At 50.4% G+C, this 25,168-nt stretch carries 23 protein-coding genes and 1 riboswitch; of the genes, 13 read left to right on the plus strand and 10 right to left on the minus strand.

Going from position 1 to position 25,168, the window contains the following annotated elements; all coding sequences use genetic code 11:
* Positions 1 to 22: 22 nt before the first annotated feature.
* The 7 genes from P404_RS0116620 to P404_RS0116650 all read right to left on the minus strand — a co-directional run bounded on the left by P404_RS0116620 (position 23) and on the right by P404_RS0116650 (position 8,991).
* Complete coding sequence (locus tag P404_RS0116620; protein WP_026831418.1) at positions 23 to 1,066, minus strand: FAD-dependent oxidoreductase; 1,044 nt, start codon at positions 1,064 to 1,066, stop codon at positions 23 to 25.
* A 79-nt stretch (positions 1,067 to 1,145) separates the two neighbouring features.
* Positions 1,146 to 1,871 (minus strand): energy-coupling factor transporter transmembrane component T family protein, encoded by a 726-nt coding sequence (locus P404_RS0116625; RefSeq protein WP_026831419.1) that lies wholly within the window; start codon positions 1,869 to 1,871, stop codon positions 1,146 to 1,148.
* On the minus strand, positions 1,837 to 3,396 hold the full coding sequence (locus P404_RS0116630) for an ABC transporter ATP-binding protein (protein WP_236624449.1): 1,560 nt from the start codon (positions 3,394 to 3,396) through the stop codon (positions 1,837 to 1,839). Before P404_RS0116630 ends, P404_RS0116625 begins: the two co-directional genes overlap by 35 nt.
* Entirely contained in the window at positions 3,393 to 3,968 is a 576-nt protein-coding gene (locus P404_RS0116635; protein ID WP_026831421.1) for an ECF transporter S component, read from the minus strand. Before P404_RS0116635 ends, P404_RS0116630 begins: the two co-directional genes overlap by 4 nt.
* Before the next feature lie 104 nt (positions 3,969 to 4,072).
* Positions 4,073 to 4,172: riboswitch (TPP riboswitch) on the minus strand.
* A 91-nt stretch (positions 4,173 to 4,263) separates the two neighbouring features.
* Positions 4,264 to 4,932, minus strand: coding sequence for a 50S ribosomal protein L25/general stress protein Ctc (locus tag P404_RS0116640; protein WP_026831422.1), 669 nt, complete (start codon positions 4,930 to 4,932; stop codon positions 4,264 to 4,266).
* A gap of 346 nt (positions 4,933 to 5,278) precedes the next feature.
* A complete protein-coding gene (locus P404_RS0116645) occupies positions 5,279 to 7,909 on the minus strand; it encodes a DEAD/DEAH box helicase (RefSeq protein WP_026831423.1) in 2,631 nt (876 codons plus the stop codon).
* 41 nt (positions 7,910 to 7,950) lie between these two features.
* The gene (locus tag P404_RS0116650; protein ID WP_236624450.1) at positions 7,951 to 8,991 is read right to left on the minus strand and encodes a tyrosine-type recombinase/integrase; all 1,041 of its coding nucleotides are present in this window, start codon (positions 8,989 to 8,991) and stop codon (positions 7,951 to 7,953) included.
* Between the two features lie 410 nt (positions 8,992 to 9,401).
* Between P404_RS0116650 and P404_RS0116655 the strand changes: the two genes are divergently transcribed.
* The 12 genes from P404_RS0116655 (at position 9,402) to P404_RS0116710 (ending at position 21,644) form a co-directional block, all read left to right on the plus strand.
* The gene (locus tag P404_RS0116655) at positions 9,402 to 9,803 is read left to right on the plus strand and encodes a CoA-binding protein (protein ID WP_026831425.1); all 402 of its coding nucleotides are present in this window, start codon (positions 9,402 to 9,404) and stop codon (positions 9,801 to 9,803) included.
* Positions 9,804 to 9,970: 167 nt separating this feature from the next.
* Positions 9,971 to 11,932 (plus strand): DNA topoisomerase IV subunit B, encoded by a 1,962-nt coding sequence (parE, locus tag P404_RS0116660; RefSeq protein ID WP_014970440.1) that lies wholly within the window; start codon positions 9,971 to 9,973, stop codon positions 11,930 to 11,932.
* 1 nt (position 11,933) lies between these two features.
* Positions 11,934 to 14,339: a DNA topoisomerase IV subunit A gene (gene parC / locus P404_RS0116665; protein WP_026831426.1), complete on the plus strand. Its 2,406-nt coding sequence runs from the start codon at positions 11,934 to 11,936 to the stop codon at positions 14,337 to 14,339.
* Positions 14,340 to 14,672: 333 nt separating this feature from the next.
* Positions 14,673 to 15,143 carry an NUDIX domain-containing protein gene (locus P404_RS0116670; protein WP_236624451.1) on the plus strand — a complete coding sequence of 157 codons (471 nt, stop codon included), beginning with the start codon at positions 14,673 to 14,675 and terminating at the stop codon, positions 15,141 to 15,143.
* A gap of 240 nt (positions 15,144 to 15,383) precedes the next feature.
* Complete coding sequence (locus P404_RS0116675; RefSeq protein ID WP_026831428.1) at positions 15,384 to 16,031, plus strand: hypothetical protein; 648 nt, start codon at positions 15,384 to 15,386, stop codon at positions 16,029 to 16,031.
* Entirely contained in the window at positions 16,028 to 16,822 is a 795-nt protein-coding gene (locus tag P404_RS0116680) for a DUF3307 domain-containing protein (RefSeq protein ID WP_014970444.1), read from the plus strand. The genes P404_RS0116675 and P404_RS0116680 overlap by 4 nt, the downstream gene beginning before the upstream one ends.
* 59 nt (positions 16,823 to 16,881) lie before the next feature.
* A complete protein-coding gene (locus P404_RS0116685; protein ID WP_026831429.1) occupies positions 16,882 to 17,439 on the plus strand; it encodes a histidine phosphatase family protein in 558 nt (185 codons plus the stop codon).
* Positions 17,436 to 18,302, plus strand: coding sequence for a ComEC/Rec2 family competence protein (locus P404_RS0116690; RefSeq protein ID WP_026831430.1), 867 nt, complete (start codon positions 17,436 to 17,438; stop codon positions 18,300 to 18,302). The genes P404_RS0116685 and P404_RS0116690 overlap by 4 nt, the downstream gene beginning before the upstream one ends.
* 15 nt (positions 18,303 to 18,317) lie before the next feature.
* On the plus strand, positions 18,318 to 18,533 hold the full coding sequence (locus P404_RS0116695; protein WP_026831431.1) for a DUF3006 domain-containing protein: 216 nt from the start codon (positions 18,318 to 18,320) through the stop codon (positions 18,531 to 18,533).
* Positions 18,534 to 18,709: 176 nt separating this feature from the next.
* Complete coding sequence (locus tag P404_RS0116700; protein WP_026831432.1) at positions 18,710 to 19,618, plus strand: AAA family ATPase; 909 nt, start codon at positions 18,710 to 18,712, stop codon at positions 19,616 to 19,618.
* 2 nt (positions 19,619 to 19,620) lie between these two features.
* On the plus strand, positions 19,621 to 20,667 hold the full coding sequence (locus P404_RS0116705; RefSeq protein WP_026831433.1) for a DUF58 domain-containing protein: 1,047 nt from the start codon (positions 19,621 to 19,623) through the stop codon (positions 20,665 to 20,667).
* Complete coding sequence (locus P404_RS0116710; RefSeq protein ID WP_236624452.1) at positions 20,664 to 21,644, plus strand: hypothetical protein; 981 nt, start codon at positions 20,664 to 20,666, stop codon at positions 21,642 to 21,644. The genes P404_RS0116705 and P404_RS0116710 overlap by 4 nt, the downstream gene beginning before the upstream one ends.
* 222 nt (positions 21,645 to 21,866) lie before the next feature.
* On the opposite strand, the gene P404_RS0116720 is transcribed toward P404_RS0116710, so the two are convergent.
* Both P404_RS0116720 and P404_RS0116725 read right to left on the minus strand, forming a co-directional pair.
* Positions 21,867 to 22,193, minus strand: coding sequence for a hypothetical protein (locus P404_RS0116720; RefSeq protein ID WP_014970451.1), 327 nt, complete (start codon positions 22,191 to 22,193; stop codon positions 21,867 to 21,869).
* A gap of 158 nt (positions 22,194 to 22,351) precedes the next feature.
* Entirely contained in the window at positions 22,352 to 23,359 is a 1,008-nt protein-coding gene (locus P404_RS0116725) for a helix-turn-helix transcriptional regulator (protein WP_026831435.1), read from the minus strand.
* A 112-nt stretch (positions 23,360 to 23,471) separates the two neighbouring features.
* Here P404_RS0116725 and P404_RS0116730 point away from each other — a divergent pair, with 112 nt between their 5' ends.
* Positions 23,472 to 24,317, plus strand: a complete 846-nt coding sequence (locus P404_RS0116730) for an alpha/beta fold hydrolase (RefSeq protein WP_026831436.1) — start codon at positions 23,472 to 23,474, stop codon at positions 24,315 to 24,317.
* Here the strand turns inward: P404_RS0116730 and P404_RS0116735 are convergent.
* On the minus strand, positions 24,314 to 24,982 hold the full coding sequence (locus P404_RS0116735; RefSeq protein ID WP_014970454.1) for a hypothetical protein: 669 nt from the start codon (positions 24,980 to 24,982) through the stop codon (positions 24,314 to 24,316). The genes P404_RS0116730 and P404_RS0116735 overlap by 4 nt on opposite strands.
* Positions 24,983 to 25,168: the final 186 nt, after the last annotated feature.

The following is a 25,168-nucleotide window of genomic DNA, read 5'->3' on the forward strand; positions in this document are numbered from 1 at the left end:
TTGTTCGTTTCATCAGCAAGATTTAGTTTGTATACTTCTTGATAAATCGCTGGTCAATCCATTGTTTGAGGCACCAGCTGAGATGGTTGGTCTGATGGTGACGCCCGTACAGCAATGTCGCTTGTTCACCGCCGAGGGCAAGTATCGTCAAATAACGCCGTTGTGGCCGAAACGTCACCAGACGCTCTTGATTCACGAACCGAAGTAGGTTTGTCAATAAGACCGGTGCCTGACGAACGGCCGTCACCCCGTTTTTAGGTGTGTCCGGATACGCAGTCAGCGTCGCACAGTCACCGACGGCAAAAATCGACGGATTCTCTAGTGCCTGCAACGTCTCATGGACGAGCAGGAAACCACGCGCGTCACAGTACAAATCCGATTCTTGAAACAGTTTGCTCGCACGGGCACCGCCTAAAAATAAAAGGGCATCCGTCTGGAGCGACTGACCGGACCGCAAGCGAGCCGTTTGATCGTCCAGCGTGTCAAACCGATCGACGATTCGTTTGACCCCCAGTTGATCGAGTCGTTTCGCAATTTTCATACCTGCCGGATGACCACTGAGCAACGGTTCTTCGTGGATCAAGGTGACCGGGGTACCGTTCGACTGAAACGACGCCGCCATCTCGACTGCCGCGGCACCGCTACCGATGATGACAGGGGAGACCGCTTTCCTGAACGTCTCGAGTGCTTGATCAATCTGATAATTCGGTTTGATCGTCACCCGTGCCGGTGCACCGGCAACATCCCAGTCGCGCGAGCCGATGTTGCACGACACGATATCATACGACAGGAACTGTCCGGACTGGCAAATCACCTGTTTATTCGCCGAGTCAATCCGAGTGACCCGGTCCTCGATCCACGTCTTACCGTAGCGCTCACACAAAGCTTTGACATCAATCCGGGTTTCATCGAGCGTATAGGTTCCGTCGGCTAACCCCGAAAACATCCCGGAATAATACTGATAGCGCGAAGGATTGATGACAATCCAGTCGACATCCGGATGACTGCCTTGTTTGATACATTCTAAATGCGCATGACCCGCACCTACTAAGACGATTCGTTTCACGACGTTCACCTACTTTTTTGAATTCTTTGCGTCTGTGATTGTATTTCCCTGATGTAGCGGGATGTAATCTTCCGCTACATCAGGCAAAAAGACGAAGCGACGTCGCGATGCTGCTGACGAGACCGAAAAATAACAGATCGAAGCGGGTGACGATTGGTCGGACATAATACGTCCGGTTCGTTTGGAACTGACGCGCTTCCATCGCAATCGCAATCTGTTCCGACCGGATGATGCTCGTCGTAAAGAGCGGCAGACTGATATCAAAAAATGTTTGCCAGGGCCAGATCGACCGTTGCCGGCGGACACGTCGGGCTTGACGAATGGCCCGGATCGCTTGCCGAAAAATCGGAATAAAGCGAAGACCGGCTAAAAATCCGTAGGCCAGACGAACCGGCAGGCGACACTGATGAATCAGACTCATGACGAACCGTGTCGGATCGGTCGTCGCAACGAACGTCAAGCTCAGGAAGACAAAAGCGAGCATCCGGGTCGCAATCAACCAGGCATGATCGAGACTTTCTTCCGTAATCCGAAACCAGCCGAACGTCCAAAGTTCGGTGCTGCCTTTGCCAAACGCCGCCATCATCCAAAACGTCAACAAAAACAAGAGACCGTAGGGAGCCAAACGCAGAAGAAGCGTCGGCAAACGCCAACCGGAACTGCAGACCCCGACGGCAGCAAGTACCGATAAGGCAAGCGTCACTTGCAGACTCGACGTCGTAATCAGCAACACCATCACATAGAGGAGCGTTCCGAGCTTGACTGCCGGATTAATACGCGTGAGCGGTGTGTCGTTTTCCTGCACGGTGCTTCACCTCCTCGAGTTGTTGATAGAGAAACGATACCGGACGGAACAGTTGGTTTCGTTCCAAAAGTTCTTCTTCCTGAAACAATTCCAGCGGCGTCCCGTCAAACTGGACACGCTCCTCGCCGATGACGACAACACGGTCGGCGTAACGTTGGACCAGCTCCATATCGTGCGTCACCATGATCACGGTCGTTCCTGCCTCCCGGGCTTGATGCAGCACGTCGATGATGTGTGCCGTCGTCTCAGCGTCTTGTCCAAAGGTCGGTTCATCGAGCAACAAGACTGCTTTTCGTTCGAGTAACATCGTCGCGACACTCAACCGTCTTTTTTGTCCGAGACTGAGCGCGAGGGGAGACTGATCCGCGACATCGGTCAGTCGATAATGACGCAAGGCGGTCTGGACCCGTTCCGGATCAAAGGCGGCACAGCTGATGGCAAGTTCGTCCGCGACTGTCTGTTTGAGGAACTGGAAGTCCGGTTGCTGAAAAACAAATCCAACTTGTTGGTAATACGTCCGGTCCGCCCATTTCCGAAGCGGGGTGTCGAACAAACGGATATCGCCTTGGGACGGAAGCAATTTCGCCAGTGTCTCAAGGACCGTGCTTTTTCCAGCCCCGTTGCGTCCGACGAGCATGATCCATTGACCGGAAAAGGTCGTCCATGAAAAATCGTTAAGAATCGTCCGTTTCCCCCGTTTGACACGGACCCGCGTCAGCTCAAATGTCCGCTCCGTTACAACCGCTCGACGTTCAACCGGACGTTTCTTCAGATGACAGGCTTGTCCGGACAGTTCCGGTAATGTCTCGAGCCCATATGGATAGAGGAGTGGCATCGCGATACCAAGCGCCAACATCACTTCCCGCTGTTGATGAAACACGTCATACGGCGTTCCGTCGAGCAACAAGCGACCGCCCCCAAAGACGAGTACCCGGTCGGCAAACGTCACGCACTGATCGAGCTGATGTTCGATCAAAACGAGCGTCAAGTCGGGGTCATGATGCAATTCTTCAATCAGGTGCATCATCGTCCGTTGACCACTCGGGTCCAGTTGCGCCGTCGGTTCATCCAGCAATAAGATGTCCGGTTCAAGGGCAAGGACACAGGCCAAAGCGAGCCGTTGCTTCATCCCGCCGGAAAGTTCGGCAATCGGTGTCGTCAAGGCGAGATCAAGTCCGACCCGCGCTAACAGCAACTGGATCCGTCCCTCCATCTCACTGCGGGCAATCTGCCGATTCTCGAGACTAAAGGCGATTTCTGCCCCGACCGTCTGCATACAAAACTGATCGTCCGGTTGTTGGAACAAAATTCCGATCGTTCCCTCGGTCAACCAGTGACCGGTGACATCTGCTTCAATCGTGTCCGGCAACAGACCGGCAAGGACGTGTAAAAAGGTCGTTTTGCCACTGCCGCTTGGACCGACGAGCAAGGTCGTTTCTCCTTTATCTATCGTGATCGACAAGTCGTGTAAGACCGGTGAATCCTGGTCGGGATAGTGGACTGACAGGTGCTCGCACTGCATCATGCGGCACTCTGCTTCCGTTGCCGTCCGACCGCATAGCCGTTCAGTGTCCCTGTCTTGACGAGGGCGTCGACGATGATTTTCGCGAGTAAGCCGCCAAGCAGAGCACCGCTGACAAGTTGTAAGGAAAACGTCAACAGCAGGGTCGTCGTCGTATAGTAGGCAAATCCATTCACGATGATGCTGTAGACCATACTTCCGACGGCGGCAAAAACACCGGACAACATCAAGGTGAACGTATTAAACGTCCGGTAGCCGAATATGGCAAAGGCAACTTCCGCTCCAATCCCTTGCGCCAGTCCGATTAATAAAGCGGACAAGCCGAAATGACTACCGGTAAACAATTCGACGGCAGCGGCGACGACTTCCGCAATCAACGCCGCGCCCGGTTTTTGAATGATGTAGGCGACTAGGGGACTGGCGATGACCCAGATGCCGAACATCCAGTTTGATCCGACCGGTCCGAAGATGGCCGAGATCGGCAACCATAACGTCGACCATCCTAAGTAAAGGACACCACAGGCGACCGCAAGCATCATCATGACGATGATTTCTTTCATTTTCCAACTGTTCATAATCACTTCTCCTTTGAATGCACACCCACAAAGAAACCACAAAAAGACCGCCCTCTATGAAAAGAGAGCGGTCGTGTAACCTGCTAGGCGCAGAAAAAGAGCACGATGATTCCGCTCCACTTTCCTACGCTAGTATGAACTAGATCAGGTTCAAAGGGTCCGAAGTAAATCGTCTCAGCCAAATGGGCTCCCCTAGTGGATGTGTAAATGATGTGTACCTTCTTCACTGTACGGCTGTCGCCCGGACTTGTCAATATACATAAAAAAACCCTCCACGAGGGGAGGGGAGAAAAGATTACTCTTTGTCTTCTTTGTTTTCTTCAGCTTGCTCTTCAGAAGTTTTTTCTGAATCATCTGCTGTATCCGCTTCAGCTGCTTGTGCCTCAGCTTCTTCGATTTCTTCAAGGTCAGCTTCAAGTGTCGATTCGACGACAGCTGCGACTTGAATGTCACCTTCTGTGACAACGCGGAAATCTTTTTCTTCCGGAAGATCAGCAACTGTAATTGAATCTCCGATTGCAAGATCCGTTACATCAACTTCGATGCGTTCCGGTAATTTATCTGGTGTTGCTGCAACTGTTACTTTAAAGAGTGTTTGTGAAAGGAATCCGCCAAGTTTCGCGCCAGCCGATTCGCCGACAAGGACGATATCCGTTTCGACTTCTGTTTCTTCATCCATTTTAACTGCGATGAATTCCACGTGTTTGATTGTTGGTGTAAAGATGTCCATATCGAGCTTGTTGATCAACGTGTTGACTTTTTTGCCGCCGATTTGAAGGGCAACCAAGACGTTTTCACCGTGATCGCGGACGACTTTGACCAATTCTTTTTCATCGAATGAAATCGGTGTGCTTTCCACTTTGTAACCATACACGACACCAAGAGCTTTTCCTTCATGACGTAATTGCTTTCTAAGTGAGCGTGGGCGTACTTCGCGTTCTTCTACTTTTAATGTTACTGACATGTTCATTTCCCCCTTGAATTTGGTATAGCTCTCAAAAGGTAATGAATGTAGGAGTGGAACAAGATGTTCCGGTACAGATAATCTACGAATGCTATTTCAAATTGATTTCATCGATAATGAAGATCTAAGTGAACAAGTAGCATTTCTCTCCCAGGTCATTACGCTGATATTGAGAAAAAATGTTGAAAAGCGACCGTGTTGTACGGTGCTAATGTAGATATACCCCCGTTTTTCAAAAGTTAAAACCTCTTTTTATGAATTTGATTGTCGAAAGACCTTCAAACCTGTTGATAGGCAACGGCTTGAAGGTCTTTCATTTTTTTGAGATTTTCTTCTGTTTCCGTTGTTAATCGGCTGATGGATCGACTGAAACAGGGGAATCGAGCAGACGGACGAGTTCACGAATCGTTAAAATATCCGGCTTTTGGTCCGACAAGACGGCATCGATCATCGTTGCCTTTCGGTCCTGCAATTCCGCCATCTTTTCCTCGATCGTCCCGGTCATCAATAACTTGATTACTTCAACCGGCGATTGCTGTCCCAAGCGGTGGGCCCGGTCAGCCGCTTGTTGTTCGACGGCCGGATTCCACCAACTGTCATATAAAATCACGGTATCCGCTGTCGCCAGGTTCAGACCGGTTCCGCCGGCCTTTAAGGAAATCAAAAATAAGTCGACTTCGCCGGCATTGAACCGGTCACACATCAATACCCGGTCTTCCACCGGCGTCTCACCCGTCAGCAAAAAGTGCTTAAGCTGCCTCTCCGCCAGCCGTTCTTGGATTCGTCCGAGCATCTTCGTATACTGGGAAAAAATCAACAGCCGATGTCCGGCTGCTAGTTTTTCTTCAATCAACATCAACAATCGTTCCAGTTTCGTCGATTCACCGGTATACCCGTCGATAAATAACGCCGGATCACAGCAAATCTGCCGCAACCGGGTCAAACCGGCAAGCAGCTTGATCCGGTCCTCGCGTTTCGTTTCATCAAGATGACTCAACGTTTCTAGTTGCAGTTTCGCCAAGTAGGAAGCATAAAGTTTTTTCTGCGTCGGACCGAGCTCTGTATAATGGTGGACAATCTGTTTTTGCGGTAAATCCTGCAAGACTTCGGCTTTTGTCCGTCGCATCAAAAATGGTCGAACGAATCGTTTGATCTCGTCGTGCGACCACGTTTGAAACGTCTGTAAGTCCGGCAGCAAGGAGGGGAAGATGACCCGGAAAATCGACCAGAGATCATCGGTCCGGTTTTCGAGCGGTGTGCCGGTCAACGCAAAGCGGCGTTTCGCCCGGAGCTTGCGCAATCGGACAGCTGTCTCGGACGTCGGATTTTTCATCTGTTGTGCCTCATCAAAAATAGCGACGTCATATTCGACGGTTTGGTGGGCCTCGATATCTGCCCGTAAGGACGGGTAGGAAATTAGAAAAATCCCGTCTGCTGGTAACGTCTCGAGTCGGGTCAACCGTTGTTTCCGTGCTCCGTTCAACAGGTGAACCGTTCTTGCCGGTGCAAATCGTGCCAGTTCCGCCTGCCAATTATGGAGCAGGGAGGCAGGTGCGACAATCAACATCCGGCCCGGCGGAAGCGTCTCGAGATACCCGATCGCTTGGATCGTCTTCCCGAGCCCCATCTCATCGGCTAAAATCCCGTGTCCGTCATGTCCGGCGAGATTCGCCATGAACTGAATCCCTGCCCGTTGATACGGATACAAGGAGTGGTCGAGCGTCTCCGGGAATGTCAGATAAACACCTGTTCCGTTTTTCAGTTCGAGCCACCGTTCTGTCAATTGTTTATGGACGTGCAAGAAGGAGGCTCCGACCAAATGTTTGAGGTTCGGCAGGGCCGGCGTCCGGAGAATCGCTTCAAGCTTGTCTTGTTCCGCTGCTTCGAGTTGCCGGAACACACGTTGCAACTGTTCAAACGCCCGGGTCTCAAACGAGACAAACTGACCGCTCCGCAATCGGTGATAGGTCTTACGGGTGGTGAGGGACTGCAAGACCTGTTTCAGTTCCACTTCCGGTATCCCGTCCATGGAAAAGCGGAAGGTCAACCAATCCAGACGGTCCGTCGTCTCGACGTCGATCCGCGGATGAAACGGTCCGTTTGGTAAGGATTGACGGATACTTTCCGTCACCTGAACGACGAGTTCCCCGTAAACGATACGGGGGTCGAGCAAACCTTTCAGAAATTGATATTCCGCCGTTTCTTCCTCTAACCGATAGCGACCGTTCCGCTCCAAGAAACCACTCTCCTTCACGTAGCGGAGGACCGCTCCTTCGATTGACACATCGCGTCCGAGCCAGTCCGTCTCTTGTAACGGATTGATGCGGACCCCTTGGTAGATAAACGTCACGATCAGTTCAAGTCCACCTTGCTCCCGGTCCAGTGCCAGCTCGACCGTCGGCGAACCGCTGACGAGTCGTTGTTTGAGCGGGGGACTGAGCCAGACGTCGGCAAGCTTCCGTAACCGGTCACGCGTTTGCAGGAGGCGGTCGAAATACTCGGAACTGATGATAAAACGTTGTTGCGCTGTGATACTTTCCATCACAATCGCTGGACCGCTGACATCAAATCGGAGTGTCGCCCGCTGTTCTTGACTCAACTGATTCAGATAAGCCCCGGCCGTCTCGTCTTCCGTCTGCCGCGTCGTCGCGAATGGACGGAGCACCGATTGATTCCCGGCAGGTGTACCGTAGACTTGAACATGATGCATCGCCAGTAAGACGGCGACGATATGCCCGCAAAACGATTGATCCATCGCAAGCGACGGACAGTTGCAGCCGGCATCGACGCCGTGTTCCTTGACGCGGACGGTGACAGTGAAGACCGATTCTCCCTGAACGGCGGCTTCGACGAGCAAGTCACCGGATTGGTAGTTTCGCAACGTGACTTTTTTAGAGGCGACATACCGTTTGCCGCGACGGAAAGCATACGTATCCGACATTTGTTTGATTTTTCGTTCACTTAATCCATAATTCATCCGGATACTCCTTTCAATAGGATATAGGTGACATAATATAATTATCGTTCACCATCAAATAATTCAATCGCCCGTTTTTTCTCTTGATCACCGATATGGGCATAGACTTGCGTCGTCGCGACCGATTCATGCCCGAGTAATTGCTGGATCGTCAAGACATCCACACCACCTGTTGCAAGACGGGTCGCAAATGTATGCCGCAATTTATGGGGCGTAATTTGTTTCCGTTCCAAAAACGGTAAAACAGGACGCAAACGATCGACGTGCCGTTTTAAGATATGTTGGACAGTCCGCGGACTGAGCGCTTTCCCTTGCTTTTGAAAAATCGGATCTCCCCCGCGGATCGCCAAGCCGTAGTGGGCGACATATTTCCGCAAGGCGACACGGACTGGTTTCGCAAGCGGAATGACCCGTTCCTTGTTTCCTTTCCCGATGACCCGAATCGTTCCTTCGTGAAAATCAACGGCACTCCACGTCAATTGCGTCATTTCACTGAGCCGCATCCCGCTGTAACCGAGCACCTGGAACAACGTGATATCTCGGACACGATCCCGCTCATAATGCGCGGCTTCCCGGGCATTCATTTCGACGTTCGACGGCAACAGCTGCATCAGTTCGTCCCATTCCCGTTTCGTTAAGTAGACCGGCTCCCGCTTCGCCTGTTTCGGACGATTGATTTTCGCGACCGGATTGTCAGACAAAACACCGATGTCGATCAAATGGCGGAACAACGACTGCAAAGCTGACAGCTTCCGGTTGATGACGCTCGGAGCGTTCTGCTTCGTTAAAGCTAAGTATTCCGCATAAGCGGCAATCCCGGACCCGTCAATTTCAAGAAACGCTTCCTGCGTGATATCCCGCGCCTGAATCGCTTCTCCCGACGCTTCCGCGACGAAATGGAAAAATGAATCAAAATCGTAGACATACCGCCGCATCGTCGCCTTCGAGAAATTTTTCGACGCCAAATGGTCGATATAGGACCGTATGAAATCCGGCATTCGGACATATCCCGGAAGATCAATCGTATGGGCGGGAAGGGGTGCCGTTTTCACGGTTTTTCCCAGGTTTTTAAACAAACTCATCATTCTATCCCCTCTCTGTTACTACTATACCAAACGTTGGTAGACGGTACACTAGTTTGCGTGAAATAGTTATTTCACGCAACGTTAAATTGTCAGACAGGGAGCGCTCAGTTGCAACGAATTTTGTTTAGATAGGACATCGTACGTCTCGATGCAATTCAACTCGAATCAGGATTTTTAGGGTGAAAAAACTATAATTATATTATGTTAACTTAGTCCGAAAACCAAAATCGCTCTCAGTTGCAGTGAACATTCCTTCGACAGGTAGTTGGTCGTCTCATCGACGTACAGCACGTTTTTGAAAAAAACGTTTTTTAGACCTACAAGTCGGCACTTGTTATGCTTAATCCGGTTTGAATGGGGTATATAGACTAAGAGATTCTTGTATTTACATCTAAGGGGGATACGATATGATTTCTGATCAACAAGCTCGTCAACTATTAAAAGACGCAAAACGGATTGCTGTCGTCGGGATTTCGAGCGACTCGGGCAAAACAGCCAACTGGATCGCAGATTATTTGGTTCAGCACGGATACGAAGTCATTCCCGTTAATCCGACCTTAAACGAATGGAATGGTCAAAAGGTCTATCCAAGTGTCGCCAGCATCCCGGGGCACATCGACATCGTCGACGTCTTCCGCCGGTCGGAATTTTTAGCGGACGCCGCAAGGGACGCTGTCGCCCATGGAGACGTCGGAATGATTTGGAACCAACTGGGTCTATCGAGTGTCGAAGCGGAAAGTTTAGCGCTTGGTGCCGGCATCCCATATATCGAAAATCGTTGCATCAAGATCGAACATCAATACTTATAAAGGGAAATAACGGGGACATCTACGCAATTGCGGCAGGTGTCTTTTTTTCTTGTTTGTTAGATTATCCTTGTCAGATAGCAAGAAGATGCCTACAATTAGATACAGACTACTAGAAAAACGAACGAACGTTTGGAATAATCGGCGTTTTTCTATTTGAGGTGAAAAACATGGCGACAGATTTAAACAATTATAATGATGATGCCATTCAGGTGTTAGAAGGACTCGAAGCAGTCCGGAAACGCCCAGGTATGTATATCGGCTCGACCGATCATCGCGGACTCCACCATTTGGTGTATGAGATCGTCGATAATGCGATTGATGAGGCACTGGCTGGATTCGGGGAACAGATTGATGTCATCATCCATAAAGATAATGCAATTACCGTGCGTGACCACGGACGCGGCATGCCGACCGGGATGCACGCTTCCGGGAAACCGACGGCGGAAGTCATCTTCACGGTGCTTCATGCCGGCGGGAAATTTGGTCAAGGCGGCTACAAAACATCCGGTGGATTGCACGGTGTCGGCGCATCCGTCGTCAACGCGCTGTCGACACAGTTGAAAGTCACGATTTTCCGGGACGGCAAACAGTTTGAGCAGACATTCGAAGACGGCGGGATTCCGAAAACGACCTTGCTCGAAACGGGGACGACCCGTCAAAAAGGAACGAGCGTCTATTTTAAGCCGGACGCCAAAATTTTCAGTACACTGACATACAATTACGATACACTAGCCGAACGCTTGCGGGAATCGGCGTTCCTTCTAAAAGGATTGAAAATCACGCTGACCGACGAACGGTCGGAAAAAGTGGATACTTTCCAATACCAAGAAGGGGTCAGTGAGTTCGTCGGCTATTTGAATGACGACAAAGACACATTACATCCGACGGTTGCGTTCGAAGGGACAGAAAACGAAATCGAAGTCGATATCGCCTTCCAGTTCACGGATGCCTATTCGGAAAACGTCTTGTCGTTCGTCAACAACGTCCGGACACGGGACGGCGGAACACACGAAGTCGGCGCTAAAACGGCGATGACCCGGGTGATGAACGAGTACGCTCGGAAAAACACGCTCCTGAAAGAAAAAGATAAAAACCTCGACGGGAACGATATCCGCGAAGGGCTGACGATGATCGTCTCGATCCGGATCCCGGAAGAATTCCTGCAATTCGAAGGGCAAACGAAATCCAAACTCGGTTCGCCGGAAGCGCGGACGAGTTGTGACGCCGTCATCACACGTCGCCTGTCGACCTACCTCGAGGAGAATCCGCAGACAGCGACGCTCTTGATCAAGAAGGCGATCCGCGCCGCACAGGCCCGGGAAGCGGCACGTAAAGCACGTGAAGAGGCCCGGAACGGCAAGAAAAAGAAACGTTCGAGTATCTTGAACGGAAAATTGACGCCAGCCGCGTCAAAAAATGCCGAGAAAAATGAATTGTTCCTCGTCGAGGGAGATTCGGCCGGCGGTTCAGCAAAACAAGGCCGCAACCGGACGTTCCAGGCGATTTTACCGTTACGCGGAAAAGTCTTGAACACGGAAAAAGCGAAGCTTGCCGACATCATGAAAAACGAAGAAATCAATATGATCATCCACGCAATCGGAAGTGGCGTCGGAGCCGACTTCGATTTGTCGGACTGCAATTTCGATAAAGTCATTATCATGACCGATGCCGATACCGACGGCGCGCATATTCAAGTTTTATTACTGACGTTTTTCTTCCGCTACATGCGCCCGTTGATTGATGCTGGGAAAGTCTTCGTCGCCTTGCCGCCGCTCTACCGCGTCTCAAAAGGGAAGGGCAAGTCAGAGAAGTTTGAATACGTCTGGGATGAAGAAACCCTTGCCAAAACAACGAAAAAGTTCGGTAAAGGCTATATGATCCAGCGGTATAAAGGACTTGGGGAGATGAACGCTCCGCAATTATGGGAAACGACGATGGATCCCGATACACGGACGTTGATTCGTGTCACGATCGATGATGCAGCTGTCGCTGAAAAACGTGTATCTGTCCTGATGGGCGATAACGTCGGACACCGCCGAAGCTGGATTGAAGACAATGTAGCGTTTGGGCTGACGGAAGACCTCTCGATCATTGAAAATGAACATGTGACGAAAGAGAGTGTGAACTGATATGTCTAACCTGCAAAACATCCTCAACCTGTCCCTCGAGCAAGTCGTCGGGGACCGGTTTGGACGTTATTCGAAATATATCATCCAAGACCGGGCCTTACCGGACGCACGTGACGGCTTAAAGCCAGTCCAACGCCGGATTCTGTATGCAATGCATACGGAAGGTAACCTGTTTGACCGTGCTTACCGGAAATCGGCCAAAACGGTCGGCGTCGTCATCGGTAACTATCACCCCCACGGTGACTCATCGGTGTACGAAGCGATGGTCCGGTTGAGCCAGGAGTGGAAATTGCGTTATCCGTTAGTCGATATGCAAGGAAACAACGGATCAATCGACGGCGACAGCGCGGCTGCCATGCGGTACACGGAAGCACGCCTGTCAAAAGTCTCGAGCCTGATTTTAGAAGGCATCAACAAACAAACCGTTGATTATACGCTCAACTTTGATGACACGACGGAAGAACCACTTGTTTTGCCATCGTTGTTACCCAACCTGCTGATGAACGGGTCGACCGGCATCTCAGCCGGATATGCGACGGAAATCCCGCCGCACCATGCAGGAGAGGTACTTGACGCGGCAATCGGCCGGATCGAAGGACGGGTCCATACGGTCGATGACTTGTTGACCCATATGCAAGGACCGGATTTCCCGACAGGTGGTGTCGTCCAAGGACTGGACGGCATCAAAAAAGCATTTGAAACCGGGCGCGGGAAGGTCATCATCCGCTCACGGGCAACGATCGAGACGTTACGTGGCGGTCGCCAACAGATCCTGATTACCGAGTTGCCATTTGAAGTCAACAAAGCCAATCTCGTCAAACGGATGGAAGAACTCCGACTCGATCGAAAAGTCGAAGGGGTCGCTGAAGTCCGCGATGAGACGGACCGCGATGGGCTTCGTGTCGTCATCGAACTGAAAAAAGAGGCGGATGCGGAAGGGGTGCTTCACTTTTATTTGAAGCAAACCGATCTGCAAGTCGCGTATAACTACAATATGGTGGCGATTCACGAGCGGACACCCCGTCAGATGGGCGTGTTAGCACTTCTCGATGCCTATCTCAGTCACGTCAAGGATGTCGTCATCCGCCGGACATCGTTTGACCTCGAACAGGCGAAACGCCGCCAAGAAGTCGTTTCCGCCTTGATGACAGCGATTTCCGTCCTCGACGAGACCCTTTCTTTGATTCGATCGGCATCGAATAAATCCGAAGCCAAAGACAATCTGATTGCCCGGTTTAACTTTACGGATCGGCAGGCAGAAGCGGTCGTCATGTTGCAGCTGTACCGGTTGACGAACACCGACATCGTCGAATTACAGGAAGAAGCGGCAAAACTTGAAAAAGAAATCGCTCGTCTCGAGAAAATCCTCAATGACGAAAAAACACGGAACCGCCTCATCATCAAGGAACTGACGGTCTTAAAGGAACAAGTGTCCGACGCCCGACGTTCGACGGTCGAAGCGGAAGTCGAAGAACTGAAACTGAAGACGGAAGTCATGATCGCCGTCGAAGAAACGATGGTCTTCGTTTCGAAAAACGGTTATATCAAGCGGTCTTCCATGCGGTCATTCGGCGCGACCAATGATTTACCGGAGATGAAGGAACAGGATCGCCTGTTGTATCAAGGGCAAGCGATGACGACGGATCATGTCATCGTCTGGACGATTCAAGGGAACTATCTCTTGCTGCCTGTTCACCAGTTACCGGATACGAAGTGGAAAGACGGCGGGCAACATGTCGCAAACCTCGTCCCGCTTGATCCCGGCGATCGGATCTTATCGGTCGATCTCGTCCGGACGTTTGACGAGACGTCGCATTGTCTGTTCGTCACCCGTCAAGGAATGGTCAAACGCTCCAAGCTGAGTGATTACAATGCCCAACGGAAGTCTAAACCGCTCCAAGGAGTCCGTTTGCGCGCAGATGATGAAGTCTTGTATGCCAAAGTCTCGACCGGGCAGGAACAGCTTTTCCTGACGACACAACATGGTTTCGGGCTTTGGTTCACAGAAGACGATGTCCCCGTCGTCGGCGTCCGGGCAGCGGGTGTCAAAGCAATCAATTTACGGGATCAAGATGTCGTTGCGGGTGCGATCGGCTTCAAACAAGCACCAAACATCGTCTTGTTGACACAACGCGGGGCGTTGAAGAAGATGCGTCTCGCCGATCAGTTCCAAGTCTCGAATCGTGCATTACGCGGCGCTCAATTATTACGTGACTTAAAATCAAAACCGCACCAGGTCACGGCTCTGATTGATGTCACCCAAGCAAAAGAGTTGGTCTTAATCGGAAAAGATCAGGAAAAGACGATTCAAGTCCAATCCTTATCTTATCTGGACCGCTTGTCGAACGGATCGTTTGCGTATGACGAAGAGAAATTTGGTTCACTTACCGATTGGTATACGATTTGATGGTCAGATGCCCCTCATTTTAAAAGAGGGGTGTCTTTTTTTATCATACGGTGTCAAAAGTCGTTGATTCCTACAAGTTTGTAGCTTTCTCCATACTCTGTTCGGGTCTCTTTTTCAGACTTTTCTTCGAATTATCGAGAAAACAGTCGTTTACAAATTGAAACAACCGCCAAGAACCGCTACAATAAAAGAAAATGGTCAAGGCAAGATCACCACAAAAGACGTGGAGCGGGCAGTTCGGAGCTTTAGCTTATATTTTAAGATTCATCAAGCAGCTACGGACATGTCCTCGGCTGCTTTTGTGCAATCTGCCGAACTGGAGAGGTGATGACGATGAAATTCAGAAGACGCGAAAAAGTAGCAATCTATATCACACGGGAACAACCAGAGGGATGGGAACTCCTTGTTTTTCATCCGCAATCAGCTCCAGAAAGTGATTGGCAAATTCCTGCTGGGACGATCGAAGATGCTGAAATCGCGAAAGAAGCGGCTGTTCGGGAGACACTCGAGGAAAGCGGCTTGTCACTGGCGACCGTTCAATACGTCGGTGAAGAAGAAATGCGGTATCCTGAACGGATGCGGGTACATTACACGTATTTCTACCATGCCCATATCGAATGTCAGGAAAACAGATGGACGCATTGTGTTGCGGGCGACGGTCAGGATTGCGGTGATTTTTTCCATTTCGCGTGGTTGCCGCTTGAACGAATCACGCAACTCGAACGCCGGCATCATATTTTCTTAGATCGATTGATTCATCGCTTAGAGCGGACACATCATTATGATTGTCGAAAACACGGATAATCCCCGTGTTTTTTTGTTTTGTCTCACTATCTTAAGTTTACCTTGATTATGAGACAGGAATTAATAACTATTGATAATATATGTTATGTCAACTTAAAGAAAAAAATAAAATTTTTTGGATTGTTCTTGGTTTTTGGTTTGCTCCCCTGTTACTCTATATACAGTAACAATTGATTTGTTACCTTTAAATCAGTAACATCGAATAAGTAACCGTATTAACGGTAACAAAGGAGGATGTTTATGCAAGCGGTCGCCGTCTCATTCGATATTCAAAATTCACGGGCCTATCCGAGTAAAGAGCAATTATTAACGGATTTGCGCATGCTGGCAGATCAATTGAATCAAGCATTTCCTGAAGCGCTTGTCCCATTTCAGGTCAAGTCCGGTGACAGTTTGCTTGGTGTCTTCAACGAATACCAGGTCAGTTATCCGCTTGCGCTGATGCTTTTGCATCAACCGCTTACAGGTTACATCGGAATTGGTTTTGGTCAATACGAGACATTATCGACGACGCAAGCCGATGAAGCCAACGGGAGTGCCGTTATTTTTGCTTTCGAAGCCCAGGAAGCCGCCAAACAGACCCCCAATCAGATTGCGTTCAGCGGCCCCCCGTATTTGCCGACCGCCCTGCTGAACGGTTATATCGAGATGTTGTATCCCGCGTACTTCGGAAAAACGGACCGGCAAATCGAGCTCCATCGGCTGATGGATCAATATCCGGACGCAACTTATGAGGAAATTGGCTTGAAGATGGGCTTTCAGGAAAAAGATGCCCGGATGAATGTCGCGAAACTTGTTGCCCGTTCGCAACGTAAACAGCGTAAACGTTTAGAAAAGGCACTGGTCGATGCCCTGAAACAACTGCAAGTCTGGGAGGCCATCGGATGACCTTATTATTAAGTTTACTGCTCGTTCATCTGTTAGCCGATTTTCCCCTTCAAAGCAAACGAATGGCCAAGTCGAAACAGCGCCAATTCCGCGTATTACTGGCACACATCAGCATACATAGCATCGGTAACAGTATCGTTCTTGGTCTGTTGTATGCGCTCGGGCACCTCACTGGAACGGATGCCGCACTGATCGGCGGTGGAATCGTTTTGACACATCTGTTCCTCGACGGCTCGCCACTGAAGCGAATCCTGCATCCGGCACTTGCGTTCTGGATCGATCAATTGCTCCATATCGGTATCGTGACCGGACTCGTACTCTATGTGACAGGTATCGACTGGCCCACATCATTTACGTTACTGGATCAAATATTATGGATCGTGGTCTGGGGACTGGTCGCGACGGAACTGATTGGACGAGGAATCGCCCCACTCCTTGCGCCGTTTGCCCCCCGCTTGATCGAATCACATTTTGAACGGAAAGTCACCCGGAAGGAACAATTGGATGGTCTGAAGCGTTCCGTCACCCATGAGGTCGAAGACTCCGCCCGCAGTTACACGACGGAAATCAATGGGGTCGGACGGTACATCGGACTGGTCGAACGAGCCATCATCGTCTGTCTCGTCGCCGTCAATGCGACGGGAGCAATCGGCTTCATCATCGCCTTGAAGGCACTCGCCCGCTTCAAACAGTTTGACGACCGCCGATTTGCGGAATATTATATCATCGGCAGTTTACTTAGTATTCTTGGCGCCTTGCTATGTGGCATGGCGATCCGCATCGCTTTATGATGACGAGAGATAGAAAGAGAGGTGGAACGGTTGCTTGAAACAAGAAACCGTCGCAAGCTATGAAACAGATTGGATTAGTCAGACACCACCGGGTAACGGAAGGTTATCCGACAAAAGGTTGGATCAGCGCAGCCGACATCGAGGCCTGGATTGAACGATATGATGTCTCGACCATCGACGTCCAACCGGTCGAGCTCGGTAACATCGATTGGACACTCTGTTATGTCAGTAGCATGCCGCGCGCCGTCCAGACGGCGAAAAGCGTCTATTCGGAAGACATCATCGTAACCGACCTATTACGCGAGGTCCCTTTTCCGACGATCCGCTCCCGGATTCGTCTGCCGTTTCTCGCGTGGGCCTTGATTGGACGGCTGGTCGCCCCCTTCAGTAAACGGATTCAGGCAGAAATCAAAGATGCCAATCAACGGATTACCGTCCTGCTGAATCAATTGACGTTCGAGCAAGGCGAACACGACCGGGTTTTACTTGTCGGACACGGCGGTATGATGATTTTAATGCGGACGGCTCTGAAAAAACGCGGTTATGTCGGACCACGTTTCGGTCATCCGCGCAACGGCATGCTATACCTGTTCGAGAAACGGGAGGTGCGGTCATGAAATGGGGGGCTACCCTCCTGCTTGTTCTTGGGTTGATCGTTGTTTTTTATATGACACGCGACGAAGAACAGCGCAACCAGACAGCACCAACAAGCGAGGTGATCGTCTACGGATTTGATGTCGGTCAGGGCGACAGCACGTTCATTCAGACGAAAACAGAGACGATTTTGATTGATGGCGGCAACAACGGCAAAGGAGATGATGTCGTCCGCTACTTGAGAACACTGGGTGTTACCCGTCTGACCGCGCTCATCGCGACCCATCCCGATGCCGATCATATCGGCGGGCTCGATACCGTCCTCGATGCGTTTGAAGTCGAACAGGTCTACGCGCCCCGTATTAATCATACGACGGAGACCTACCGGGACTTTTTACTCGCGGTCAAACGAGAAGGCGTGACGATCAAGACGGCAAAAGCCGGTGTGACGATACCGAGTCAATCGGTTAACCTTGCCATACTTGCCCCGCTTCAGGACGGGACAAGTGATTTAAACAGTTGGAGTGCCGTCGTTCGCATGAGCCACGTCGACAACACGTTTCTCTTCATGGGAGACGCACCGGTTCGGACGGAACAGGATTTGCTGGCGTCCGGAATCGATGTAAAGGCAGATATCTTGAAGATTGGTCACCACGGGGCAGATACTTCGTCTTCGATTCCTTTTCTGCAAGCCGTCCATCCTAAACGTGCCTTGATTTCGGTTGGCGAAGGCAATGCTTACCGCCATCCGCGACCAACCGTCATGAATGCACTGGCAGCAGAGAGCATCACGGTTGACCGGACGGACCGGATGGGCACCGTCCAGTACACCTCAAACGGGATGCAGATTGACGTCAAGAGTCGGCCGGACTTACGCCCGGAGTAAAGGGAGAAACACACTATGAAGATGACATTGACAGAGTTTGACGGCGAACTTGCGATTTGTGAAACCGATACACGTGAAACGATCCAAATCGCACGCGACCGGTTACCGCAAGCTGCGGCGATCGGGGACTGGTTAGAATGGCGTGGCCGCTCAATTCGGATTCTGCGGGATGAAACGAACAACCGCCGACAAGAAATTGACGGCTTAATGGATGAATTATTTGAAGATTGATTTGAACGCCCCTGCCGGTATCCATCGTCAGGGGCGTTTTGATTGGAGCGATTGAATCGATTTTGCTTGCACCGATCAGGAAATGGTAATTATTTAAAAAACGACTCAAATTACTGGCGATTTTATCTGAATTTTCGTAAACTTTAGGAATACGAAACAAAAAGGGGGATTTATCCATGTTCCAACAATTACGAACGAACTTAAAGCAATCGGTCCTCGGACAAGAACATGTCATAGATCATCTTTTGATTGGTTTATTGTCAGAAGGTCATGTCTTGCTGGAAGACCGGCCCGGTACCGGAAAGACGACCCTTGCCAAATCACTTGCCAACACGCTCGATGCCAAGTTTTCACGTGTCCAATGCACAGCCGATACATTACCGACCGATCTGCTCGGAATGGAATTGTTCAATCCGTTGACCGGGTCGTTCGAACAACGGTTTGGTCCCCTGTTTGCAAACATCGTTCTCGTCGATGAGATCAACCGGACGACGCCGCGGACACAGTCCGCCTTACTTGAAGCGATGGGGGAAGCCCAAGTGACGATTGGAGACACTTCGTATACGTTACCGCAACACTTTTTGGTGATTGCGACACAAAATCCGTTTGACGGGCAAGGGACGTTCCCTCTTCCCCATGCTCAACTCGATCGCTTTTTGTTTAAATTATCGTTTGCCCCGCTCGATCGACGGAGTGAAAAAGCCTTGCTACAAGGTGCACATCTGCAACCAACGTCACTCCAAATCCCGCTTGAACAACTCAACACGTGGAAGGAGGAAGTTTTAGCCGTCACGATCGAGGAGACCGTGGAAGATTACCTTCTCGACGTCTGTGATGCCCTCCGTGCGCATCGCGACGTTGAAATCGGTCCAAGCCCACGGGCGACGCTTGCGCTTCTTAAAGCGGCGAAAGCACGTGCCTGGATGCAGGACCGGACCTATGTCACCCCCGAAGATATCAAGCAACTGGCATCGCCGTTACTGGCACACCGCCTTGTCCTGACGCTCGAAGCGACTTTGAAGATGACCAATGGCCGACTGGTCCAACAAACCTTGGAATCCTTGACCGTTCCGACCGAGGTGTAACCATGCAGCTGATCACACCTAAATCCTTTCACCCGATGTTGTTGTTTTGGACCGGCGTCGCCGCTGTCCTCTGTACGTTATACGGCTCGATCTTACTGGCGAGCCTCTTAGTCGCCTATACGCTTTATGGTTACCTTTTCCCCAAGTATCTCGAGTACCTCGGTGCACGCTTGAGCGTCCGACTGGTCGAAACGGTCCGGGCATTTCGCGATGACGTGTTCGTCATTCCATTTGAGATGGACAATCCGACCCGTTTCTCGCTTGGGAAAGTGACGGTTTCCGGGCTTCTTGGCGAACAAGTTCGAATCGAGGATGCGAGCAGTCAATTTTGGCGTCAACATGTCTACGTCCCGCGTCATGCCCGGATCCCCTTCCACATCGACGTTACGGCGGCACGGCGTGGAACGATCCGGATTCAATCGTTTGACGTCATGATTTCGGACCCGTTTCATCTGATGACGCTCTACATCACGCTTCCGATCCAACAACTTGGTCATGTGTTCCCGGACTTTGCTCCCGCATCCGTCGAATGGAATGAACGTCAGATCCCGGGGGAGACGATTGATCGGTCGAGCCCGTTTACCGACCGGTCAAGTTTTCATTCCGTCGTCCCTTATGCAGGAGACGCCAAAACCATTTATTGGTCTGCGTATGCTAAGACGGGCGAACTGTATTCTTATCAGTATGACCGGATGCGTAACCATGATTATGCCGTCATCATCGATGGGTTGTCTGCCGACGGACGTGCCTTACGGGGAGACTTCGAAAAATTGTTGTCCCGTGCTGCCATGATCATCCGCGAACTCGAAAAACAAGGGGCGTCGTACAGCCTGTGGATTTCGATGGTCAACCGCGATGGACAATGGTACCATGTCCCGTCCGGTAAAGGAAAAGCACAATTTCTCCGGACGATGGAATGTTTGGCGCGGATATCAGAATACGATCTGCCGCTTGAACGCCGCTACTTCACGAAACGTCTTCAGCGGACCGTTCCTTCGACGACTGCCGAAATTCATCTCGGTCATCGCCCTAAGGGGGTGAGTGCATGATGATTCTCTGGTGGCTTCTCGTGGTCAGCCTGTTACACGCACCGCTGTTGGCCGTCCTGATGTTTCCGTTACTTGCCGCAATCCCGGCGCGAACGATTCGAATCATTCTCCAACTCGTAGCAGCCATTAGTCTTTTCCTAGTGTCTCCTACCATCAGTATTCTGTTAGTACTCGTGACCGCACTTGGCGCTTGGCTAGAGACCATCGATCATCCATACCGGTATGCGATCAGCGGCAGTGTCCTCGTAGGGCTGTGTCTTCTGTTGCCCGGCATCACCCCGCCCATCGGTGCCTATCTCGTACTGGGGCTTTTATGGACGATTCCGTTCTTGAAACAACATCTCGTCGAATGGCGACGAATCGTATCCGGACTGTCCCTTTTTATAGGTGTGAGCTGGCTGTTGGTCGTTTTTGTCCGCTTGATCAAAGAAGCACTGTTTGGTTCTGTCGCCAATCTGACACGTCCTGCACTTGAAGCCTTTGGTTCGTTCTTCACCTGGACCTTACCGCTCGCAGAACAAATCGATCAAAAAACGCAAAGTAATCCGACCGACTTGTCCAATGTAGCGCCGCAACAAGCGCTTCAGCCTGCGACTGTCAATCCGGATACGTGGTTTTATCTAAATCTCATCGGTGCGATCCTTGCGCTCGTCGCCGTCTGTCTGACGTTTTATCTGATCCGAAAACGACGCGTCGTCGCACTGGAATCGGAACAGACAGTGCGTGTACCGGCACAGATCCGGCCCGCGCCGGTCAAAAAACACAGCCACCATCCGCTTCTGAAAATCGCCTCGCAACTCGAACAAGCCTTTCCACGACGCCCCGACGAAACAACAGTCGAGTGGCTGATCCGCATCGAGTTTCCGGAAGCAATGTATCATGCGCGGCTTCTTGATGGAATCGAATTCAGCCGCAGTGAACCGGCTTACGACATTCAACTGTTTCGAAAATACGTCCGTGAACAAATCGAACGCTGAACAAACAAGAAGGTGCTCCCATAAAGGAACACCTTCTTGTTTTATTTGGAATCAATCTTGGACGCTTTTCGCGCAATGATGACAATAAAGACGATGGCAGCGACCGGAAGCACAAGTGGCATCCAGTCCAGGATATACTGTGTATTCATCGTATCCCTCCTCCAATGCATGCTAATACTATACACGTAGCATATTCCAAAAGACGGGACCATGCAAGCATCGTTAAATCCGGGGCAGGATCGAATAGAGAACGGAATAATAAATCAACACACTCGTCGAGATGCTATACACGATCAATATGTACGGCGCGAATTTTGGTCGACTGTGACGTTTGAGCAGCTTCAACGAAAACATCGTGATAGCTAACGCAAACAACGGACTGAAACCGAACACGACAAGATCCATTGACATTAATAACTCGGCACTAAAAATGAAATTAAAGGCAAAAATCGATAATAAATACCAAGATGTATAGGACAGACAGATAAAGAAGAGGTATGATAACCCCGCAATCACGCTTCCCATCCGTGGTTTTTCCATATGTTGCATGAGGTCCCTCCTACGAGAAGAATAAGATATCCTTAATGGTAGTCGGAAAAACGCGCTAAAAATATTCAAATATGAATATACGACAAAAAACGACAAAAAGAGATCTTATCCTGTCTCGGACAAGATCTCTTTTTGTCGTATCAAACGTTTTTGTGCCTTCATCCATTGACGGCGGCCGGTGCCTGGTAGACTTTCGACAGCTCCAAGACTTTGTTCTTGAACGCTTCCCGACAAGCGACCGGTTCAAGGATTTCCGCTTGTTCTGCGAACTGAATCAACCACATCATGAACCCTTGCGAGAACAGTGCACTGACCTTCACTTCGAACCAGTCGTCCTCGAGGCGACGACAACGGATATCCGTCCCGAAACGATCCACTACGGTCGGCATGACCCGTTCATGAAACTTCAGCGTCAATTGTTCCTGTTCGCCTCCATACATATTGAACATACTGCTTAAGTAAGTCGCTTCCACCTCGACCGGTGTCTGCGCAGGTTCAAATACACTGCAGTTGACGATCCGGTCGACCCGGTACGTCCGGATTTGATCGACCCGTTCATCACGGCCAATCAAATAGTAGTTCCCATTGTCGACAATCAGATGAGCCGGGGTCACGAAATAATAATCGCCGTCTTTACGCAGCTCAAACTTCCGTGTCCGTTCGTTGAACTTTCCTTGGTACTGAAAACGGATGATGTCCTGTTCGATGATGGCTTTTTGAATCGTATCAATCGAAAACGGAATCACACCTTTTGGTTTCTTGACCGTATGGATGACGGGTTTCAACGTTTCTGCCAGACGTCTGCTCGTCAAGGAGTGGATATTCCGAACGAGCGTCTCCGTCTCACTTTCAGAAATGAACTTGGCACTGGCGATCGCGTCGACGAGCAAACGGAGATGGTGGTACTCAAATGGACGACTGACAAGATGGTACGGAATCGCCAATCCATTTTTAGTCTCTTCCGCAATGATGTCGAATCCTGATTTAGCGAGAGCGGCGATATCCTCTTTTAAGGATTTTCGGGATAGCTTTTCAATCAAACCACGTTTTGAAAGTTCCGTACTCAATGCTTCTAAGGTCAATGTCTTTTCTTCGTCCGAGTGTTGTTCAAAAATGTCTCGAACCGCCAATAACCGATCACGATTGGATAATTTTCCATTTGGCACGGGGCATCCTCATTTCCTATCTCTAAGATGTTTGATTATAATTGGATTATACCTTAAATAGGAAACAATATTAACAATAATTTGGAAATATTTAAGAGATAGGAGAATTTGGATGCGACAGATCGCCGATTGGAACGACCAACAATTTGATTACCGCGATAGCGGGACGGGTCCCGTCATCCTGCTGATTCACGGAACACAGTCCGATTACCGGGAAGTTTATCACGTCGAACGATTGATCGAGGCAGGGTATCGCGTCATCGTTCCGTCCCGACCCGGATATGGGAAAACGCCGCTCCAACTAGCGGCGTCTCCAACAGAACTGGCTACGTTTTATCGAGGCTGGATGGCGTCACGTCAGATCACCCGTTACACCGTTTACGGCATCTCGGCTGGAGGACCGACGGCAATCGCGTTAGCGGGCAACAATCCCGCCGTCCGTTCCCTTGTCCTGGCCTGTGCGATGACACATCAAATCTCACTTCCATACCAGACCTGGCTCATTCAGCCGGCACTCCAACGACCCCTGCAACTCATCCAGTGGGTCTTGTGGAACTACGTCAAGGACAAGCTGGTCAAATTCCCTGAGGAGGCGTCCGTCCGGATGGTCGAGATGACCAGCCTGCTCCGACGTGACGATATAAGAAGCCAATTGAATGGGACCGATCAAGAACTGTTGTATCAAGTCGGACTTCAAAATGGTCCCGGTCGCGGTGTCCTGTTTGATTTGACCCAACACATCGATCGCCAAATCTTACAGACCGTCACGTGCCCCGTCTTGATCGTCCATTCGAAATCCGACCGGGCCGTTCCGTTTGAACACGCCCTGTATGCACGTCGTGCGATTGCCCATGCCCAGTTCCTGGAGTCCAAAAGTCCAGGGCATTTGATTTGGATCGGACCATCCGCTCGTCGGGACGAACGGATGATCGAACGGTTCATTTCCTTAAATCATTAAATCACTTGTAAGCGGACACGAAGCTTCAACTTTTCATCCTCTTCCTCGATCGAGATGATGCCGCGCGCCGTCAGTTCCTCGATGGCTAGGCGTGTCCGCTCCAAGTTAAAACGTGCGTAACGCGCAATCTCGGCGATTCCCATCCGGCAAGACAGCTGGTTCGCCTTGATTTTGGAAGAGGGTTTCGCGACAGAGCGTTGCAACAGACGCCAAAAGACTTGTCGGGCATCATCGGAGAGTGCATAGGCATTTTTTTCAATGACCGGCGGGACATACCGAATGTCCTCACGAATCCGGCGAATCAGGTATAAACTTAACCAGTCTTCCATCTCGGCTTGAATCCGGAAAAATTCGAACCACCATAACTGATCCAGGGCTTCCGCTTCATCTTGTGACAGTGCCCATGATGCGGGGACATCGTCAAATTCTTCGTCTAAAAAATCTTCATAATCGAGGGCCGTCTCATACAACGTTTGGGGAGAAACCCGGTCCAAGGTTTCGCGCTTTTTATAGAGGTCAAAGCTCATGCGTCGAAAGTGTTCGACCGACCCTGCGACTTGACTCAGATGCAACAGTTGTTTCGTGATTATGCGGGCAAGACCATCCAACTCGACGTGAATGGCATATATATGTTTTTCAAGTGCGATTAATGTACTTCGTTCCATCAGACATTTCCTCCTCTGTTCCTGGCGTACTTCTAGTCTTTTTCCGCAAATGACACATTCAAAACCACTCGGATCATCCTGTTCGTTCCGCTGCTTTTCCCTTCGTAAAAACAGTGTTTATTCCCAAATCAAACAGGGAATATTTTTGGAGCAACGGTTTAGTAGACGACGATTCCATCGGAGGAG

This window comes from Exiguobacterium antarcticum DSM 14480, assembly GCF_000685865.1.
GTDB classification, from domain to species: Bacteria; Bacillota; Bacilli; order Exiguobacteriales; family Exiguobacteriaceae; genus Exiguobacterium_A; species Exiguobacterium_A antarcticum.